General features: G+C 67.9%; 12 protein-coding genes and 2 pseudogenes. 7 read left to right on the plus strand and 7 right to left on the minus strand.

All coding sequences use genetic code 11. The features are described from left to right. Positions 1-316: 316 nt before the first annotated feature. From IG54_RS0127295 to IG54_RS0127305, 3 genes are all read right to left on the minus strand, one after another. A complete protein-coding gene (locus IG54_RS0127295; protein ID WP_030789987.1) occupies positions 317-4,384 on the minus strand; it encodes a hypothetical protein in 4,068 nt (1,355 codons plus the stop codon). Between the two features lie 331 nt (positions 4,385-4,715). Continuing rightward, positions 4,716-9,158 (minus strand): AAA family ATPase, encoded by a 4,443-nt coding sequence (locus IG54_RS0127300; protein WP_030789990.1) that lies wholly within the window; start codon positions 9,156-9,158, stop codon positions 4,716-4,718. Continuing rightward, positions 9,155-10,048: an endopeptidase gene (locus tag IG54_RS0127305; RefSeq protein ID WP_037897822.1), complete on the minus strand. Its 894-nt coding sequence runs from the start codon at positions 10,046-10,048 to the stop codon at positions 9,155-9,157. Before IG54_RS0127305 ends, IG54_RS0127300 begins: the two co-directional genes overlap by 4 nt. A 240-nt stretch (positions 10,049-10,288) precedes the next feature. Here IG54_RS0127305 and IG54_RS40590 point away from each other — a divergent pair. Next, a pseudogene (locus IG54_RS40590) lies at positions 10,289-10,628 on the plus strand (hypothetical protein). A gap of 1,151 nt (positions 10,629-11,779) precedes the next feature. On the opposite strand, the gene IG54_RS0127310 reads toward IG54_RS40590, so the two are convergent. Beyond that, positions 11,780-12,652 carry a nucleoside triphosphate pyrophosphohydrolase family protein gene (locus IG54_RS0127310; RefSeq protein ID WP_030789997.1) on the minus strand — a complete coding sequence of 291 codons (873 nt, stop codon included), beginning with the start codon at positions 12,650-12,652 and terminating at the stop codon, positions 11,780-11,782. 123 nt (positions 12,653-12,775) lie between these two features. Between IG54_RS0127310 and IG54_RS0127315 the strand changes: the two genes are divergently transcribed. From IG54_RS0127315 to IG54_RS0127330, 4 genes are read left to right on the plus strand one after another with little or no spacing between them, the layout of a single operon-like run. Next, positions 12,776-13,036, plus strand: coding sequence for an acyl carrier protein (locus tag IG54_RS0127315; RefSeq protein ID WP_030790001.1), 261 nt, complete (start codon positions 12,776-12,778; stop codon positions 13,034-13,036). Next, positions 13,033-13,440, plus strand: coding sequence for a helix-turn-helix domain-containing protein (locus IG54_RS0127320; protein ID WP_030790004.1), 408 nt, complete (start codon positions 13,033-13,035; stop codon positions 13,438-13,440). The genes IG54_RS0127315 and IG54_RS0127320 overlap by 4 nt, the downstream gene beginning before the upstream one ends. Then, positions 13,437-14,333: an ImmA/IrrE family metallo-endopeptidase gene (locus tag IG54_RS0127325; RefSeq protein ID WP_030790007.1), complete on the plus strand. Its 897-nt coding sequence runs from the start codon at positions 13,437-13,439 to the stop codon at positions 14,331-14,333. The genes IG54_RS0127320 and IG54_RS0127325 overlap by 4 nt, the downstream gene beginning before the upstream one ends. 42 nt (positions 14,334-14,375) lie before the next feature. Beyond that, the gene (locus IG54_RS0127330) at positions 14,376-15,194 is read left to right on the plus strand and encodes a hypothetical protein (protein WP_037897825.1); all 819 of its coding nucleotides are present in this window, start codon (positions 14,376-14,378) and stop codon (positions 15,192-15,194) included. A gap of 35 nt (positions 15,195-15,229) precedes the next feature. Here IG54_RS0127330 and IG54_RS0127335 read toward each other — a convergent pair whose 3' ends face one another. Continuing rightward, a complete protein-coding gene (locus tag IG54_RS0127335; protein WP_199809599.1) occupies positions 15,230-16,267 on the minus strand; it encodes a nucleotide kinase domain-containing protein in 1,038 nt (345 codons plus the stop codon). Between the two features lie 47 nt (positions 16,268-16,314). Here IG54_RS0127335 and IG54_RS0127340 point away from each other — a divergent pair, with 47 nt between their 5' ends. Together IG54_RS0127340 and IG54_RS40595 are read left to right on the plus strand one after the other, a co-directional pair. Beyond that, positions 16,315-16,602 carry a hypothetical protein gene (locus IG54_RS0127340; protein ID WP_030790017.1) on the plus strand — a complete coding sequence of 96 codons (288 nt, stop codon included), beginning with the start codon at positions 16,315-16,317 and terminating at the stop codon, positions 16,600-16,602. Positions 16,603-16,863: 261 nt separating this feature from the next. Beyond that, positions 16,864-17,459: pseudogene (locus tag IG54_RS40595) on the plus strand (IS5 family transposase); the annotation flags it as partial. On the opposite strand, the gene IG54_RS40600 reads toward IG54_RS40595, so the two are convergent. Together IG54_RS40600 and IG54_RS0127350 are read right to left on the minus strand one after the other, a co-directional pair. Next, positions 17,434-17,934, minus strand: a complete 501-nt coding sequence (locus tag IG54_RS40600; RefSeq protein WP_078594575.1) for an NUDIX hydrolase — start codon at positions 17,932-17,934, stop codon at positions 17,434-17,436. The pseudogene IG54_RS40595 and the gene IG54_RS40600 sit on opposite strands and share 26 nt — an antisense overlap. 75 nt (positions 17,935-18,009) lie before the next feature. Then, positions 18,010-18,570, minus strand: coding sequence for a hypothetical protein (locus tag IG54_RS0127350; RefSeq protein WP_158708936.1), 561 nt, complete (start codon positions 18,568-18,570; stop codon positions 18,010-18,012). Positions 18,571-19,038: the final 468 nt, after the last annotated feature.

Genomic DNA, 19,038 nt, shown 5'->3' on the forward strand with positions numbered 1-19,038 from the left:
ACAGATCGTTGGCAGTTCACCCATGCCCTGGAGCAGGAGAAGGACCGACCGGTCGGTGACGCAGAAAGGGAGCTCATCCGGCTGTTCAACCCGCTGAATGAGTGGTCAGATGCTCTTGCCACAGCTGATCGTGCATGCCCTCATCGTGCGCTCTTGTCCATCTCCTGCGGGGCACGGATCGGCGCGCTGGCCCACGCGCCGCGTATGACCTTCCCAACCAGGGCGACAAGATCGCCAAGATGCCGTGGCCTGCAACATCCGTTGGTCATCGTGGGCATCTGATCGGCTCTATGGCCGCCCGGCTCGTCGCCGCGTTTCACGCCTGCCGGCTTTCAGATGGCGGCGAAGGCAGGGTGCAGTCGAGGGTGAAGGCTGCGACGGGTACACCCTTGTGAGCTCGCTGTGTTTGGGCCTGTTGCTGCTGGTGCTGGTCAACGGAGGTGAGCGTGTGATGAGTTGCGGGGCAGGATCGCCGCTTGGTAGCCGTCCAGCGGTCGCAGTCAAAGTAGCCGGTCAGCAGGACGCCTGCCGTACGCGGGGTGTTCAGGTAACGGCCGACGAGTTGGTGTTCCAAGGCTGTGGGCAGTGTGCTGTTCCAGCAGCCTTTGCACTCGATCACCAGTCTGACCGGGTCATGCCCACTGTCTGGCGGGGCTGGGACCTCGATCTGGATGTCGGTGCGGCGGCCGGCCAGACCCGGGCGGTCGAGCTGGACTTCACGATTGACGACGACGCGGTAGCCGCCGATGTCCTGCAGGAGGAACGCGGCAAGGATGTCGCTGAGATCTTCCTCCCAACAGGGCCACCACTCGGCTTGGGCTGCGGAGGACTCCGAGCGGTTCCACAGGGCGATGCTCAGGCCGTTGGGACGATGCAGGGCGTGTTGGAAGCGGCCGAGAGCCTCCAGCACGAGCGTCAGGAGGTGTCCTTCGTCAGTGACCCAGCGGCGTTGGTGTGAGTGCTCGGCAAGTGCTCTGAGCTGAGGGGGCGTTACCGGGGCATGCAGAGACTGCGCGGCTGCGATTGCGGTCTGCCGGGCGAGGTGGCGTAGACGCCACAGCCCTGTCTGAGAGGCCAGACGGCGCAGCTGGTGGGCGGCTTGTGGCGTGTTCTTTGCCTGGAGGAGCGGCGGAATGGATCGGATCAGCTCGCCGCAGTGGTCCTCGCCGATCCAGCCGGAGCGCAAGGGCGGGTCCAGGGTTTCCGCTGTCACATGTCGGGCGAGCACGAGGTACAGCTCGGCGAGGGCTTCCTCGGACAGGCCAGCCAACTGGTGCGGCTGGGTGTAGTGGTGGACGAGGCGCTGGCCGAGTTGGTCGATGTAGGCGCGGGCGAGCACCTCGTTGTTCAGGCGTTTGTGCACGAGCGGCCACAGTTTCGGCAGTGCCGGACAATGCAGCAGGATCTGCGCTGCCATGAGCCATCGGGTCAGGGTTTCGGGTGTCGTGGCCGGGCGCGAGGGGTCAAGGTCGAGGGCCGTCTGCAGGCGGGCGGGAGCGCTGGGGTGACCGGTGAAGGCCAGGGCGCTGGTGACGCCCTGCCAGTGTCCGGGGACGCGGTCGGGGTGGTCGGCCCAGACGGTGAGAGCGTCGACGGCGTCCGGCTGTGTGTGGACGCTGAGGCGGCGGGCCAGGTCGTGTGTGGTGTCGGCGTCCGTGTGGGGATCGCGGAGCACCTCGTCAAGCAGGGTGATCAGCGCGGGGCCAGCTTGTTCAGCGCAGTAGGGCAGGAAGGCATCCCGGACGGCTTCGCCAGGGGATGTGTAAGCGTTCGTGGTGGCCAGGGCGAGAGCCCAGCCGGCCCAGTGAGCAGGCGTCGCCGAGGGGAGTTCGTCCGGGGTTCTCAATACGGCGAAAGCGCTGAGCTCCAGCATCAGGCGCGGATTGGCGCGCCCGCCGTAGGCCAGCAGGTGCGCTGGCAGGGGCGGCGCGGTGGTCAGCACCTGCCGGGCGGCAGTCCTCAGCTCCGCATCGAGGTCGCTGCCCTGACCTGGACGGGACGGGGCGTGGTGCGCCCACAGGAGCAGCGGGTCCTCCCACAGGCGAGGAGGCTCGGTTCCGTCGCGGGTGCATCTGATCTGGTCGATGACGGTGCCCCAGGCGCGGCGGATGGTCTCGGGGCTGGCGGTGTGGACGGCGGCAAGTCCTTCGCGCAGCCGGGTCTCGCTGTAGACGCGGCTCTCGTCGCGAGTGGTATCGGCTTGTTGGCGGGGTTCTGGGTCGAGGGCCGGAGCCCAACGCTCCTTGATCTGCCGGAGGGTGGGATGGGCTCGGCAGGCTGCTTCTACCAGAGCTTGCAGCTCGGGGTCGGTCGGTGGGGTGATGGACACGAGCAGCCGGGCTAGTGCGGGTGGCACGTCAGCGAGTTGTTCCCAATGCTCCATCCAGTAGAACGCGTCGTCGTACGTGGTCAGGCCTCCACGTGGCACCGCGCTCCAGACGCGGAAGAAGTCCTTCTCGCCGAGGTGGCTGAGCAGATGGAGTGTCAGGGCGCGGCGCAGGCTGTGCTGGGCGCGCAAGGCGTCGCCCAATGCCTCGTGTTCGGTCCGTCCTTCAACGCTGTACAGCAGATCTCGGTGGTTGGCGAGCGCGATGAGGGCCTCGCTGATGAGGGTCTCGGGGCAGGGCAGTCCAGGCAGTCTGTCGGTGCCGGCCAGGGTGACCGCCCGGCTGATCAGGCTGATGGCCAGGATAATGCTGCGCCCTTGCAGCGGCTGCTGAATCGTGTCGCGGGCCCACCGCAGAGCCTCAGTGGTCTGGACGGCGGTCAGCTGGGCGGGGATGTCCGAGCGCAGCACCCACGCATGACCGTAATAGTCGTCGGCCGGATCGCGAAAGAAGTCGAGCCGTTCTCGCAGGGACAGGTGGCTGGGCCACAGTCGGGATAGGGCGGCAGCGACGACTTCCGGTGAGGGGTCATCGGCCGCCAGTTGCCTGATCCGGTCCACTGTCTGAACGTCTTCCGGTCGGAAACCGGCGAGGGCGCGCAAGGCAAGGGCGCGTAGCTCCTGGGACAGGCTGGTGGTCTCGGCGACCTGCAGCAAGGCATCGTTCAGCCCTGGATCGGGACAGCTCCGGGCCACGCGTAGCGCCGTGTACACCACCAGCGTATCCGCGTCCGGTCGCAGGCGGGACAGGAGTTGCTGCGGCAGTCCGGGGTGTTCGAGACGGTGCAGCGTGGTGTGGTCGATGTCGATCGTGTCGTCTTGTTGGACCAGGCTGAAGATGGCTTCGACGACTCGGGCCCGGTCGGCGGCTGGCCGCGCAGGCAGGTCGGCCAGGAGGAGCACCAGCGGATCGTCGCGCAGGAGGTCTTCGAAGAGGGTGCTGTCGGTGCCGCTGCGCCAGGCGGCCACTTCGCGGTGGGCCGGGTAGATGTGCCGCGCTGCGCCGTCTCCGACCCACAGCAGGCCGGCCTGGGCGCGTGGGTCGACCTGGTGGGCATGCAGGTAGTGGGCGGCCAGGAATTCCTGGTAGCTACGGTGTGTGAAGGTCCACCGCAGCAGGCCGACAGGGTCGAGCAGATGGGACTCGGTGAGCCGGCGCAGTTCGTCGGTCGTGCACCGGACCTGGCCGTCCAGCAGGCCGGGCTCAAGTCCGCCTTCCAGTTCGGCCAGGGTGATCTCCCTGCGACCTGAGCGCTGTGGGGAGGCATCGCTCAGCACGTTGTGTGTACCGAACTGCATCGCCGCCGCGACGCGGGCGGCGACCGGCAGCAGACGCTGCCCCGTGGGCTGAGCCCGCAGTTCACGTATGTCGGCCGGGCGCCGGGTCTCGGAACACAAGAGTACGCAGGCCTGCTGGTAGGCGTCTGCCGCAGTGGCCGGCGGGGCCCCTTTGACGCGCTGGTATTCGAGCAGTTGCAGGAGAGTGACGGGAGTCCTGGACAGCTGCGTCAGGCCCCGCTCGCGCAACAGGGTGCTGAAGGCACCAGCATCCAGACCGTAGTCTTCAGCGGCGACGGCAACATCGTGGCCGCTGAGCGGGGCCAGGGTCATGTGCCGTACCTGCAGCGCCGATTGCCAGTACCTCGTGAGGGTGTCCTGCAGGACGTCGGGCCAGCGCCCCGTGCGGCAGCTGAACCGCAGCCTCATATTGCTTCGCTGTTCCACGGTGAGCGAGTCGATCCAGTCGGCAATCAAGCCGCCCAGGGCAGGCAGGACGTTCAAGCCCTCGTCGACACTGTCCAGGAACACCCACCACTCCCCCGCCACCCGGGCAGCGGCCGTGGCAGCCAGAGCTGTCACAGCCTGGGACTCTGTCTGGTGCCGCCCCAGGTTCACCCACCACGCCTCGGCACCCGCAGCCTCCAGGGCCTGGTACTCCTGAACAAGCGCCACTGACTTGCCCGCGCCCCGCTCTCCGAACAGGGCGAGCACCGGCACATCCCGTAGCTCCTCCAGCCGCCGGCCGTGGTCCCCTTCCGAGGCAGGCGCGCTGCTCCGGTCCCGGCCGGGTGCCCAATCTCCCAGCGGCACAGTCTGCCGCGCCCAGGGGTAGACCACTCCGGACAAAGATGCTGTCGTCACAGTCCAGAGCGTAGAGGGATGCACTGACATCGCCGGTGACGGAGTTCGTTGGCCATCACCGAGAAGCTGCCGTGTGGAGTCGCGGATCGCGAACCCACCGCCGACAGAGCCGACCACGCCCAGCAGCTGAGCCTCTTCATGTTCAGCGCCACAACCTCTAGGCGGACCAGGCGGGCGAAGCCCCGGTTCACAGGTGGACGGTCGATGCGGCGAGCCCTCGCGGGCTGCCGAAGACGATGGTTGGCTGGCTGTCCTGGCCGTGGGTCTCGGGCGGAAGCACGGCAAGTGAAGTGACGGGTGCTGCGGTGATCAGTCGCAATATCTCTTCGCCGGTCTGGCAGTCCCAGGCCCGGATGGTGGTGTCGTCCGTGCTGGCGCTGATCAGCAGGGGCTGGGAGTGGGCCGGGTGGTGGAGGACGGTCAGGGCGGTCACTTTCCCTCGGTGGCCTTGTAGTACAGGCAGGGCTTCGCTGCGCGGTGCGGTGGGGTTCCACAGTCTGATAACGCCGTCGGCGCCGCCGGTTGCGAGGAACGGGCCTGGTGCAGCGGGCAGTGTGATGAAGGCCAGGCTGTGCGTACCGCCGATGCGACGGGGCAGGCGGGCGAGGGGCGGTTGGCCGGGGCGCAGGAACGAGACGGTGCGGGTGGCCATGGCCAGCAGGGGTGATTCACCGGCGGTTGCCGCGGCCAGGGCGCGGACCGGACCGTCGGTGTGCAGCATGTCCGTGTCTGGGCCGTAGCCGTCGTCGAAGGGGTAGTAGACGAGACAGGAGTTGCTGAATCCTGCGGCCAGGACAGGGGGTTGGGATGGTGTAGTCGGCAGGAAGAGCAGGGTGCGTGCGTGGCTGCGACGGGTACGGTCGAAGGGTGCCCGCAGGATATGGGAGTCGCCTTCTTCTGTGAGGAGGCGAAGGCTTCCATCGCTGTAGCCGACGGCGAGGGGCGTGGGATGGCGGCGGGAGGCATGCTCCGGGGCGGCCAGGGCGGTGATGTGGTGGCCGGGAACGTCGGGGGCATCGTGCGGGTACGGCGTCGGCCACCCGGTTGTGGGGGAGATCTCCGTGACGGGGCTCGCTTCAGAGCCGCTGATGAGGCGGGGCGGGCCGGCCTGCTGCGGAAGGAGGGTGACGTGTTCTGCGTGCCGGTCGGTGCTCGGGGTGTTGTGGGTGTCGTCGCGGGCGGGATCCCAGAGCCGGATGGTTCCGTCCAGGGAACCGGACACGACGAGTGGTTCCGTGCCCGTTCGCAGGACGGCCAGACCACGGATGGTCTTGGTGTGTTCGGCCGGCAGTGTGTAGAGCTGTTCTCCGTCGTCCGGGTCGACCACGGTGATGCTTCCGTCCACACCGCTGCCGAGTACCAGCAACGAGCCGTAGGCACGGTCGGGGAAGTGGGCCATCGAGGCCACTGACCGGCGGATAGGCGCGTGGGGTTGTGGTCGTCTGGTGACGGGGTCGAAGATCCGCACGCCTTTGCCCGAGCGGGAAGCGATGGCCAGACGAGGCTGGCCGTGCCGGTCGGTGAATGCCTGCAGCGCTGAGGTGCCCATGCCCAGGCCGGGCAGCCGGCCGGTGCTCTGGAGGGTGTGTGCGTCCAGGAGCGGGACGTGCGAGCCGTCTTCTCCGATGGCCAGTAGCGTCTGGCCGTCGGGCAGGGCGATGGTCTCCAGGGCGTGGACGGTGGGGGGACGGCGTTCGGGCGTGTGGGGGCGTTCGTGCACGATGACTCCGTTCTGGGGGTCCATCGTGAGCACGCCCTGCGGCGTCGCAACGGCCAGCAGGGTGCCCCGGTCCGGGTCGGTGAAGGAGGTGAGGGCTCTGATGCGGCCGCCCATCATCTTCTGGACGCGTCCGGTATCCGGGTCGCACTGCCACAGGCCGGCATCGCTGCCGGCCACGAGGAGCGAGGCGGTTTTCCTCCGGCGGCGGGCCTTCAGGACAGTCATGGCGCGGACATAGGGTCCGAGGTTGGTGAAGGGTGCGCCGAAGGGGACTCCGGTGCGCGCGTCCCACATGGTGATGGAGCCGTCGATGTGGCCGGCGGCCACGATGGTCGATTGGTCTGCACTTCGGAAGGTGACGAGCTGGCAGATGCCGCTTGGGGTGCCCGCGAGGATGTTGTTGGGCAGGTGGAGGCGGTTCCAGCGGGGTCCCAGTGATGGCGGCCGGGGCAGGGTGTCGGCGCGCGGCACGGGTTGGGCGCTGTCGGCCTGTTCGGCCAGTGCCAGGCTGTCGGCTCGGGCAGCGGGCGGGGCGTCGGCCAGGAACGGCTCGATGCGGGACCAGGCCGCCAGGCGTCGGGTGCCGGCCTGAGCGGTGGCGGGAAGTCCCAGGGCGCCGCGGATGCGGCCGTGGGTTTCGAAGGGCAGGAACGATGCGGGGATGTGCGCGTCGTCGAGGACACCGCCCGCCTCGGCGTGGGCGATCAGGTGACGGCGCAGGTAGGGATGCGGCGGCTGGGGTGCGTCGGCGAGCAGACGGGCAAAGGCCCGGGTCAGATGGGCGTGTACCTGGGTGCTGCCGGTGTCGGGGGTGTCGCCGAAACCGGGCAGGGTCTGCTCAATGAGCAGGGTCTGGGGGGCGGTGCGCAGGGTCTCGCTGACGCGTTCATGGATGGGCCGGTAGACGGTTCGGCCGTCTTCGACAGCGGTCGTCAGGTATCCGGTGAGGCGGCTGTTGCGCACCAGCCGGATCGTCGCTTCCGGGGCGTCGCAGCCGGGTTCGAGGCCGCGGACGGCAGCCGGCCACACGGTCGCCCAGGGCAGTCCGGCGCCCAGTGCGAACGCCGTGGCGCGCAGGGCAGCCAGGAGGTCCTCGGGTCTGGTGCGGGTGTGCTGGGCGACGTCCGCGAGGTCTTCTCGCAGCAGTTCCTGGGTGCCCTCGCGCAGCTGGCGGCGCCATGACACGTCGGACGGCGCGGGCAGAAAGGTACGGGCGTGCAGTTGCTGAACGGCCAGCCGGGCATCCAGGAAGGAAGGGGCAACTTCCTGTGCGACGACGGCGGCGACGGCGGCAATGGGCTGGTTGCTGCGGTGGGCCAGCCGGGATCCCGTGGCGGGTTCGGCGTGCAGCAGGGCTGCGGTGTAGGCGGCGATGTCCTCTTGGGCACTGTCGTCGTCGGTGCGCAGTGGGGCGGTTGCGTGGGTGGCCTGTCGGAGCAGGTCGAGGAGGCCCCGTTCGGCGTGTGTGTCCCTGGCCGGGAGAGTGTGGCGGGAGGGGGGTGGTGAGCTGCGGATGCCGAGGATGAGCCGGACTGCGTTTTGGCCGTCGCTGTGCAGGGCGGCGAGGGGGCCCAGGACGTCGGTGATGATGCGACGCGGGGTTCTCGCTTCGTCGATGCCGTCGACGACCACGGTGAGCGGCCGGCCGGTGCGGGCCAGGGTGGTGCGGGCATGGCCGCGCAGCAGTTCGGAGGCGTCCGTGCCGGCCGGCACGGGCTGGCCGGTGAGTGCCTGATAGAGCGCGGCGGACAGTTCCAGTGGGTCGGTGTTGCGGGCCAGCACCGCGGCGCCGATGGCGCCGATGGGCACCCGCAGTTCTTCTGGGATCGCCTCCAGGTAGGGGCGGTAGGCGGGGTTGTCGCAGAAACGCGGGTCGCTGAGGGTGACCAGGCGGGCGAGCAGCGCGCTTTTGCCGGTGCCGGCCTGCCCGGTGACGATGAGCGTGCTGTCGCTGCCGGCGAGGAAGGCGTTCATGCGGGTGACGAGTGCGGTGCGGCCGGTGAAGTACCAGCCCGCATCACCGGACATCTGGCCGCTGGCCCTGGTGATCCAGTAGTCGTCGACGTCGGGCCGTGTCCATCCGAGTTGGCTGCGGGCATCTTCCAGCAGGGTGGTGTCGGTATGGCCGGGGTTGGGCAGGCAGGGGCTCAGCTCACGGGCGGCGAGGCGACGGCTGACGCTGCGAGGCGGCCACAGGACGTGAAGGTCGGCCATCTGCGCCGGATCCCACACCGTGTCCAGGATGGTGTGGAAGTCTTCCCAGCTCAGGTGGGAGCGGGCGTATCCGTTGGCTTCGTCGGCGCAGTGGGCGTGGACGGCCGCCAGGGCGGCGGTGAAGGCGCGCAGGCGGGGTGTGCTGTCTTCGTTGCCTGCGGCCAGGACGACCAGCGAGCTCAGGGCGTGCCGGTCGGGGTGCAGGGCCTTGAGGGTGCGGTCGAGTTCTTCGGCGAGGCGGCCGGAGAAGCAGGAGTCGACCATGACCAGCACGTGTTCGGCCGGAGAGTCGAGGGCCGCAGCGATGAGTTCGGCTGTGGGGAATGCGGTGGCCAGGGGCCGGTCGGTGTGGGTGTCGGGCAGCCGGAGGAAGTGCTGTGGTCCCGCAGGGGCCAGGCCGTGGCCGGTGAGGTAGATGACGAGGGCTTCGTCGTCGGATGCAGCGATGAGGTTCTCGTCGATGAGGAACGTTCTCAGGTCATGGACGCTTTGCAGGGGTTTGGGCGGGTGGGAGGGTGTGAAGCGGCGCTGGTCGTCCAGGCGAGGGCTGTTCCACCAGTCTTCAACGACGGCGACCTGGGCGTCGATCCCGTCGCGGAAGGTCCTGCGTTTGGCCGGGGTGCCGTCGTCGTAGTCGCTGACGGCGATCACGAGGAGGCGGCGCTCGGAGGTGGCGGGGGCGTGCTCGTCGGTCATGACCAGGTGTCGGTGACGGCCCGGGCGACGGGGAGGGTACGCAGGTACTTGACGGCGGCATGCGGGTCGAGGTGGCCGTTGTCGACCTCGACGTCTCTGACCTGGTCCGTCGTCAGGGCCAGGCCGGCGGCGCCGGTGACGGCATCGTCCGGGTCGAACACGTTGATCCACCGAAGGTGGGACGCGATCTGTGTCAGCCGCCCGTCGGTGATGCCCATGCCCCGCTGGACCGTGGGGATGGCCAGGGGCGAACCGCAGGTGATGAGGGTGTGCACGGCCCCACATGCCGTGCCGGGCGCGGCGATCTCCTCGTGGCGGAGAAGGTCGTAGGCGATCACGCTGCCCAGGGAGTGGCCGATCAGGACCGTGGTGTGCCCGTCGGCGCTCTCCAGGACGTGTTTGCGGACCAGGCTGGCCAGGTCCGGTTCGGTCAGGTAGGTGTGGACCTCGCGCAGGGACAGAATGAGTTTGCTGGCCCGGCCGCCGGGCTTGCGCCGGTCATAGGCGATCGCACGCCGGGTGATGCTCGGCGGCACCTTGGGCAGTCCGAGGGTCGTGGGGTCGACCTGCGCAGCGTAGGCGCGTTCCTGCGGGGTGAGCAGGTCGTCCAAGGCCTGGACGATGAAAGCCTCCTCGTCCGCGGTGAACGGCGTCACCTCGTCAGGGAATGCCTCCCTCGTGCTCAGCCCGCCCCCGTCATCGACCAGGAGAGCCGACCAGTGCGGCACCTTCAGCACCGGCGCCAGCATGCCCTCCGCCATGGGCGTCGCGCCGCCGTGGAGAAGTTTTACACCGCGATCGAGGGCATCGCGCCAGCTCTTGGTCAGCTCCCGCTGTGATGTCTTGCCCTGCCCGATGCCGTGCACCCCGAGCACATGCTGCTGCCCCACCCGCTCCCCCACCCTCTCCCCTTGGCCTGCTGTGCCGAGAGGACACTCTACGGGTGCGACCGCATCCCAACCGGAGCACCAACCCCTCCCCATGGGGAGTTAAAGCACGCGCGGCTTCGTAGAGTGTGTAGCCCTCCCCCGCCAACGAGCCCCACGCGCCGACTACCACCCCCAGCTGGCGGACCAGCGCACAGGTCCGGCGCACCCACTCGCAAACCCAGAGCCGGCGCACCGAGGAAGATGAACCTTGTACACGACGACCCCAGCTCCATCGCAGCGCTGCTGCGAGCGAGGTATCGACGACGTCTACCCGCCAGCCTGAACGAGCTGGTCGGACCCGAGCACGGGATGGTGGGCCTGCCGCTGCACATCGCGTGGTCCGGACTGCGCACCCTCGATCTCGACCTGCCGCGCCAGCGCATGAGCCTGTACAGAACGTCCTCGCCGAAGGCATGCGTGACGACCTCTGCCGCTTCCTCACCGGGACATCCTGCTTGAGCTGTGGCCAGTGCTCCACAGGCTCATCAGCAGGGGCGTCAAGGACATCTGGGAGGAGGCATTCCCTAAACCGCGTCCATGATCACCTTCCTGGGTGCTCCCCCAGCACGCCGCAGTAGGCGTTCTCACCACAACTGCGGCAGGCGCACCCAACTTGCAGGACCGCAGGTCAAACAGCCCGAGCAGGGTCCAAAAAACCGTCGCGATCCATCTGCGGCACCGCAGGATCAACGGCGCAACAACGGTGCGACCTCACACACGCTCCGCACGGCGCCTCGTTACGCCAGCACGTCCACGCGCAATGAGTTCACCTGCCGCACCTGCACAGCGATCCTGACACACCGTTGGGGGCGCCCTGCGGGTCACCGCCTGCGGCCACGCAGGAGGCACGGTTGGACTACTGCGGCGTATCTCACTGCCCAGCGGCGGCGTTGATCGAAGCGCTGAGGAAACGTGCGGACGAGGGAGAACAGTGAGCTACTACGGCGGCGGACCGGACTGGGCAATGATCGGTGCAAAGCGTCGAGCAGAACGGGAAGCCTCAGCCGCACGGTCGGATGCAGGGCAGTGGAAGTCACGGGCGGAGGCGTTGGCATTCCTGGTCTACGAGACGGCGGATCGGGTCTGCCCCGTTCACACCGTGGGCGAGTGCCAGTGCAGGCGGTGCTGGGAACGCCGCGTCGGCGATATTTTCGGCACAGGAAGGGCGGGAAGGTCGGGCACCGCCGCGAACGCAGAATCAGCTGGTTCATTCTGGGACCTCGTCAACAAGATCGCCAGGGAAGCAGAGGAACGTCGCAGAACGACATGATCTAGCCCGTGGCTTGCATCGGGAGGCAGCTTTCGAGCAGTGTCGTGCCGCCCGCGGTGTGGTTTACACGGTCCGCACACCGCCAGGTAGCCGCCGCTGTTCGTGCGCAACTTCTGTGCGCTGTAGGAGAGGGCAGGGGGCAGGTGAAGTGGCGAGGGGGCTTTTGCCCCTTCGCCACTGCCTCCTGGCCCTGCAGCGGCCGATCAGCAGCAGCCACTGGACCGGCGGTGCCATCGGGAGCACGGCGCGCCGGAGGCCGTGTCCTGAGTCTTGGCACCGGTACCGGCCCCGTGTTCAGCGCCCGAGCGCCTGTACGGCATGTGCAGTTCGGGCCGTGCTGTCGGCGGTTGGGCGCACTGTTGTTGGGCGGTGGGGGACGTCGTAGCCGCGGCTTGATCCGGCTGCCGCCGGGCCCGCCAGGTTCAGGTGACGGTGAGTGTGCGCTGGTCGAGGTCGAGGTGGACGGTTCCGCCGTTTTGCTCGCGCAGTTGGCGCCATGCGGCATAGCCGGTGAGGATGGCCTGCTCCCAGTCCGCGGCGCGGCAGATGCTGGCCTCGAGGTGGGCGGTCATGTTGCCGATGGTGGCGAGGAGTTCGTGGTCGATGTGCTTGATGTCGGCGAGGTAGCGGTGGCGGGCGGCGTAGGAGAAGACGAGGGCGGAGATGCCTTCTTCGATGGCGATGGCGCGGCCGCCGTCTTCGGCTTCGTCGGCGCGGGGGTCGCTTTTGCGTTTGCGGCTCAGCAGGAAGCGGGTGACCGGGGACCAGCCCAGCACGGTGGCGTGGGCGAGGTGGAAGATGTCGTGGAAGCGGTAGCCGTCTTCGACGTGGGAGGCGCTGGTGAGAGGGTCACCGGCGGGAGTCCCGTCTTCCCGCGTGAGGATGATGACGGTCCGGTCGTCGTCGGTCTTGGTGGGCGTGAAGGTGAGTGAGGTCTGCCGGGGCAACTGTTCGTGCGCGGGGAAGTCGGCGTCGAAGGGGGCGTGTTCCTCTTGGGGGGTGGTGCGCCAGCGGTCTTTGACCTTCTCCAGGTTGGCGGCGGCTACGTCGTCGAGGTCGAGTCCGAAGCGGTGGGTGAGGGCGGCGATGTACCACAGGACGTCGCCGAGTTCTTCGCGTAACTGGTGTTTTCCCTGTTCGTAGGCAGGTCCGTCGCGCAGGAATTTCTTGTAGGCGGTGGCCAGGGATCCGACTTCGCCGGCGAGACCGAGAAGAGGGACAAGGACTGGGTCGGTGTCCTCTGCGGGGGGTTGGAGGGTTTTGATGGCCGCTTGCTGGTAGCGATTGAAGTCCACACGCTCACCTGTCTGATCTTGGGACAACCCCGTTGGCTTTCCCGACAGTGTGTCGTATGCTACGACAGCGCTGTTGAATATGCAGACGATTGGGGAGAGTTGTCGAACACAGGCACACCGAGCATGGACGACATCACCTCGGTCGTCATCGACTTCCTCGCCGAGTACGAGGGCGTCTCCCCCGGCGACCTGCGCTCCGAACTGGAGCAGGGCGGGCGGGAGTTGCCCGTGGACTCCCTCTTGGTGGTCGAGATCCTCACACGCATCGAGGAGCGTTACCACGTCGCCATTCCCGCAGACCGGGAAGCGGCCCAGGCGACCGGGTCTGTGCGGGCATTCGCCGCGGCGGTCCTGGACGCGATCGAAGAAAGGCAGCAGTCATGACCCCTCCCGCCTCCGACAGCCGTGAGCGCGATCCTGAGCTGGTGCGGCTCGGCGAACGGCTGAAGAAGACCCGCGACTACTTGAACATGTCCCAGCAGTTCGTGTCAGACTCCACCGGAATCCCCCGCTCGGCCATCAGTGACATCGAGCGCGGCGAGCGGCGTGTGGACAGTCTGGAGCTGAAGAAGCTTGCGCGCCGGTACCGGCAACCGGTCGCCTATTTCCTGGCCGAGGAGAAGGACGCCGACGCCAGCGAGTACTCGCTGGCGGGTCTGCCGCGAGCGCTGGCCCAACTCACCGACGGGGATGCCAGGACCGTGCTCGAGTTCGCCGAATACCTCACGCTGCGACGCGCGGCAGAACGCGAGGAACAGGACGCCGACGGCGGGAGCCCGACGGCGTGAACTGGGGCTTAGCACACCGGATCGCGTCGATCGCAGCCGTCCAGGCGCACCGCGATCTCGGCATCGACCGCACGCAATACGTTCACGTGCACCGGGCGCTGGGGGCGGCGGAGGTGATCGGGATGGCGCAGCCGATGCCCCGGCTGTTCGGCGTGTACTTCTCGCCCGCCGACAAGGGGCCGGCGGTGATGCTGAATGCCTCGCTGAACGCGGTCACCCAGCGGCACACGGCCGCGCATGAGCTGGGGCACCACCGCCTTGGCCATCGCACTGCAGCGGACGAGGAGTTCGATCCCGCGTTGCGCTGGGGCAACGGCAGCTGGCCCGAGGAGGAGAAGACGGCGGAGGCATTCGCGGCGTGGTTCCTGATGCCTCTTCCGGCGGTGCGGGCGGCCCTGGAAAGGATTTGTGGCGGCCGCCCGTCGTCTCCTGAGCACGTCTACCGTGTGGCGCGCGAACTGGGCACGTCCTACGCCGGGACCGTGCGCCACCTGGTCAACCTCCGGCTGCTGGACGCCGGCCGGGCCGGCCGGTGGGCCAAGATGCCTCCTGCCGGCTTGCGCAGCTCGCTCGCGGGAGGGGCCTCATTGCCCGCGCACGCCCAGGTGCACGTGATCACGGCGGCTTCCGCGGGGCAGATGGTGTACGCCGATGCGGGCGATGTGCTGGTGCTGCATCTGGACAACGCGCTCTTCGACGTACTGCCCAAGGGGCTGGAGCGGTGGACCAGTGATGGCACGACGCCGCTGGCAAGCGCCGTGGTGACCGACGAGCTCCCCCCGGGCGAGCAGGGCCTGATCGAGGTCGCGCTGCCGGTGCACGACGCCGCGCTGCGGCTGACGGTGGTGCGCGAAGCCCCGCGTGCCGGGGTCGACGAGACCTGGCCCGCCTGAGCCCGCCCCCCCGGATCGCACCTGCATGTGTCAGGAGGACTGATGCACACCTACACCGTGACCGAACGCGACGTCACCCAGGCCTGGGTCGCCGCCTGCAACAAGCTGGACCGCAAGGACAATCCGGACCGGACCGGCCTGCACACGGTGGTGCGCATCGCCGACCCGACCAGCGACGACCCGGCGTTCCGCGCCGAACTGGACCGGCTGCGCAGCGCTCGCGGGCTGTGGCCGCTGGAGACCGTGGCCAGCACCCTGTTCCCCGCGGCCCTGGCCGCACGGAGTGCAGGCTCGGATGAACTCGCCGAGCGCTACCGGCAGATGTATCAAATAATCAAGCGGTACCCGGGCAACCACCGCGGCACCTACTTCGGCCGCCTGGTGTCCTACCCGGCGGTGTCCAAGAGCGGTGTCGACCAGCTCGGCACCGTCATAAACCGGCTGCGCGCCCAGGCGGCGGGCACCAAGATAGCCGCCGCGTACGAAATCGACCTGTCCGCGGCCACGGACGCGGATACGGATACGGATACGGATACGGACACGGGAGAGGCTGGCGCGGACCTGCTGGTCCACACTGCCGGGAAGGACAACAGCTACATCGGCTTCCCCTGCCTGAGCCACATCTCCCTCCAGCTGGACCGCGACCGGCGGGTGCACGCCGCCGCCCTGTACCGCAACCACTTCATGTTCGAGCGTGCCTACGGCAACTACCTCGGTCTGGGCCGCCTGCTGGCCTACATCGCCCAGCAGGCCGAACTGGCCTGCGGTTCCCTGACCGTGGTGGCCGGCCACGCCCGGCTGGACGGCCCCATCACACAACTGCGCCCCCTGCTGACCGGCACCAGCCGGTTCGCAGCATGACGCCCGTACGGCGGTGGGCGTCGCATGCGGCAGCCTCAGTGTCCGGGCGAGGGCGGGCTGTTGAGCTGCCACTTGGGCGGGAACCAAGCAGGCATCGCATCGGTCTGCTGGCGGTAGGTCTGCTTGATGCGGCTGCGGCCGCTGATCCCGGCGATGTCCGGATGAGCGACCCGGGCGTACTTGTCGACCTCGCAGAATAGGTTCTGGCAGTCGATCAGCTGCAGCGGCCGCCCGCGCAGTCCCGTAAAGGCAAGGCCCAGGCGGACGAAGTGCTCGTCCTGGGTGTCGGCCATGTAACGGATGATGTCCGCCTCAATGCCGTCGGCCGCCGGCCCGAAGCACTTGCGGATGCCGTCGCGCGCGCCGGGCCCGGGGACGACGAAGGCCATCTCCGAAAACGGCATCTCGGCCGCATAGTTGAGGTCGATCACAAACTGGTAGGCCAGGAACGGCCCGATCGCCGGGAAGCCCAGCAGAACCTGGTAGGCGCCCTGCAGCGTCGGCGCGGACAGCACACGATGCGGCGCGTCGGCCGTCATCATCATCTCCAGCAGCCGCAGATGGTTCTGGTGCTTGCGCTGCTGGCCGAGCTGCGGCGGGGGCACGATGTAGGCGGCCGAGTACAACCGCTGCCCCGCGGCGAAGGCCTGGGAGAGCACCCGGTCAAAAGCGCGGTAGTCGTAAGTGTCCCACCGCACCTCTCCCAGCTCGGCGTTCAGCAGCCGCCACGTCGAGGTCTTGTTGAAGATCTTGAACAAGAGGGTCCGGAAGAAGACTTCCTCCCACCCCTGCTCACCCCGGTAGATCACGCCGCCGATGAGGTCCTGGCTGACCCGGTCGGCGGCCCGGAAGCAGTTGGTGAAGCGGTACCGCTGCAGGATCGGATCGTCCGTGAACGGTCCCGCTCCCCCGGCAAGGCGTGCCTCGTAGACCTTCTGGCGCGCCGCCGCGAAGCGCCAGTATGTATCGAACACCGGCGTCGGGGTCAGCGTGCGGCCCGCCACACGGATCTTCTCCGCCGGGCCGCGGCCTAAGTCCCTCTGCTCTGCACGCTCTTGCAGCACCGTCACCATAGCCTCAATATATATTCAATATAGATAGATGTCAGCGAGGGGGACGTGTGGAATTGCTGTGGCAGCGTCCACGACGCAAGACGCTGGTCGACTGGCCCGAGGACGTGGACTCACGACTGGACGTCCTGGTCCGGGCCGCGGCAGCGGCGGGAGAGCAGACCTCTCGTTCACAGGTGCTGGCCGCCCTCGTGACGGCAGCCGAGGCCAATCCCTCCGTCATCGCCGAGCTCCTCCATTCCTATCGCCAGATGCCCGCCGATGCCCTCGAAGCGGGCAACGCGCGTGACGACCTGCCCTCCGTGCGCTCTCCCGGGCGTAACCGCAGCAGGGGGTAATCCAGGTCAGTCCCGTCCCGCCCCAGTGCCTTGATGAGCCGCTCAACGCCGCACACACACAAAGGTCACGGATAGGCGCGTAACCCCGTCGAAAATGCGCAGAACGGGCACCGACTGCCCTGCCGGCCTGGGCCGGGAACATGCGGTGCCTACAGGATGAAGAATTGTGCACCTCCTACATACCAGGCGGCGCGCGTGTGTACGGCAGGACGCGCTCCCTTGGCATCGCCTCGCCCCTGGCTGCAGCTACGCCGGGGCCAGGTCTCGGTCGACTCCACAGTCTGCCGAGCCCACCAGCATTCCGCGGGGACCCGGAAAAGGGGGCTGCCCGTTCGGGCTGCACGTCCCCGGATGGTCTGGCCGGCGAGCCGGACGACCACGGCCTGGGCCGCTCGCGTGGTGGCCTGAGTACCAAGCTCCACCTGGCCGCCGACGCCGCCGGGCACGTCCTCGCCGTCGTGATCACTGACGGACAACGTGGCGACGCACCCCAGTTCATCGAGGTCATGGACCGCATCCGAGTCCCCCGATCCGGCGGCGGACGGCCACGTGTCCGACCGGATCACGTGCTCACCGACCGTGCGTACTCTTCCCGCCAGATCCGCGAGTACCTGCGCAAGCGGCAGATCGCGCACACCATCCCGGAGAAGAGTGACCAGGCCGGACACCGCCTCCGCCGGGGCTCAGCGGGCGGACGGCCACCCGGTTTCGACCGCGAAAAGTACAAGGCCAGACACAAGGTCGAATGCCGGATCGGACTGCTGAAACAGGCCCGCGGCGTCGCGACGCGCTACGACAAGTTGGCCGTCCGCTACGAAGCGACCGTCCAACTCACTTTGATTCGGCAGTCCCTGTGACCTGGCCGCAACTGTCTCCTCCGTTACGCCATGGGCCCGCTGGCACCAGGGCGCTGAGCACTGCCAGTAGCTGTGGCGGCTCGACCCGGTCTGGCAGATCTGACCACAGCACCCACGCGTGCGAGTCGAGGTTGGCCTGTTCCTCGGGAAGTAGACCGGCGCGTTCCAGCGAGGGCCGTTCTTCGGTGGAGCGCGCCACGAAGAAGTCCTCTGTGCCGACGTACTGCATGCCCTTCCATCGCACATTTCGTTCGACCGGCACAGACCGCTCCAAAATCGCCTCGGGGTCCAGACCGGTCTCCTCGACCAGTTCGCGCCGTGCCGCCGTCAGCGGCGTTTCACCAGGGTCAATGCCGCCACCAGGCGGTTCCCACAGCCACGTTCCGTCGACTGGATCGCGCCAGCGCAGCAGAAGCACGCGGTCAGAGGCGTCCAGGCAGATCACGCGTGCAGCGGGGCGATGCATCGTCTCCATGGCCTTGACCCTAGGCGCGCTGGAGGCCCCGATCGAGGTTTCCGGCGCTCCAGTGATCAACATTTCAAACACGCCCTAGATGGTTCCTGATGGCTGACGCGCGTGATCCCACGTGAGTTCGACGGTGCGGCGGAGGTAGTCGTACATGTCGCCTCGCCGGTACTTCTTGACAGGGCTCAGCTGTCCGTGGCGGATGTCCTCGTATTGTGTTAGATAGACGACGCGATCGGTTAGAACGATGCGGGCGATGTGGGGTTGGCTGTACAGGCGCATCTCCATTCGCCCCGAGGCTGAGTGAGCTGCCAGGTAGGAAATATTCTGCCGTATCTGCAGGCGGAGAAGCCCGCTCTGATAAGCCTGGTCGAAGCATCCGGTTTCGATCTCCCGGACGTCGATCCAGTCCGGCGGGCCGACGGCATCAGGGTCTGGAAGCAGTATCCGTACGCGTTTGGTGCCTGCAGAGGCTGCGCGCAGCGTATCTGCGAACACATGGCGTTGCAGGTCGTTACCCCGGCTGGTCATCACCGTCACCCACCTGGCTCGGGCCAACTCAGCCTGGAGATCCTCAGCCACGTGCGCTGCGTCCTTGAATGACTGTTCCAAGTCCAGGCCGAGTACGCGGGTGACGATCAACACTGTGGCATGGCGAGCAGTCCTGGACAGGACCCAGACCAACATGAGAAAGATGGCTGACCCTGCGACAGAGATCACTAATTCGCGAAGAACCCCCATGTCAGAGAAAGGTAACAGCGGTCCAAGCGCTCCCGTCAGTAGTCGACTGCAACCGCAAGGGCCTGGACCGTGCTCGTCACCACCAGACGCGCTCCGCACACCCCAGGCCGGTACGGCTGCACTGGGCGGCGACAGCGTCATTGGCCGTGCGGCCGCCTTCATCTCGCTGCGTGCGCTGTCGAACAGCGGTGAGGCCTCGGACCGACGCCGGCGTCGTGACGCACCATCGCCAATGTCGCCCTGCAACGTGTGGCCAGGCACTGCCGGTTAAACGTGAAAGCTCCCACGAGTGCCTCAACGAAGGCCAGGGACAGCGCGCGGACGCCGCACTTGAAGGCCGAGATGGTGAACTGCAACGCACCGTCCCCCCCC

The sequence above is a fragment of the Streptomyces sp. NRRL S-920 genome, from assembly GCF_000717945.1.
Taxonomy (GTDB): Bacteria; Actinomycetota; Actinomycetes; order Streptomycetales; family Streptomycetaceae; genus Streptomyces; species Streptomyces alboniger.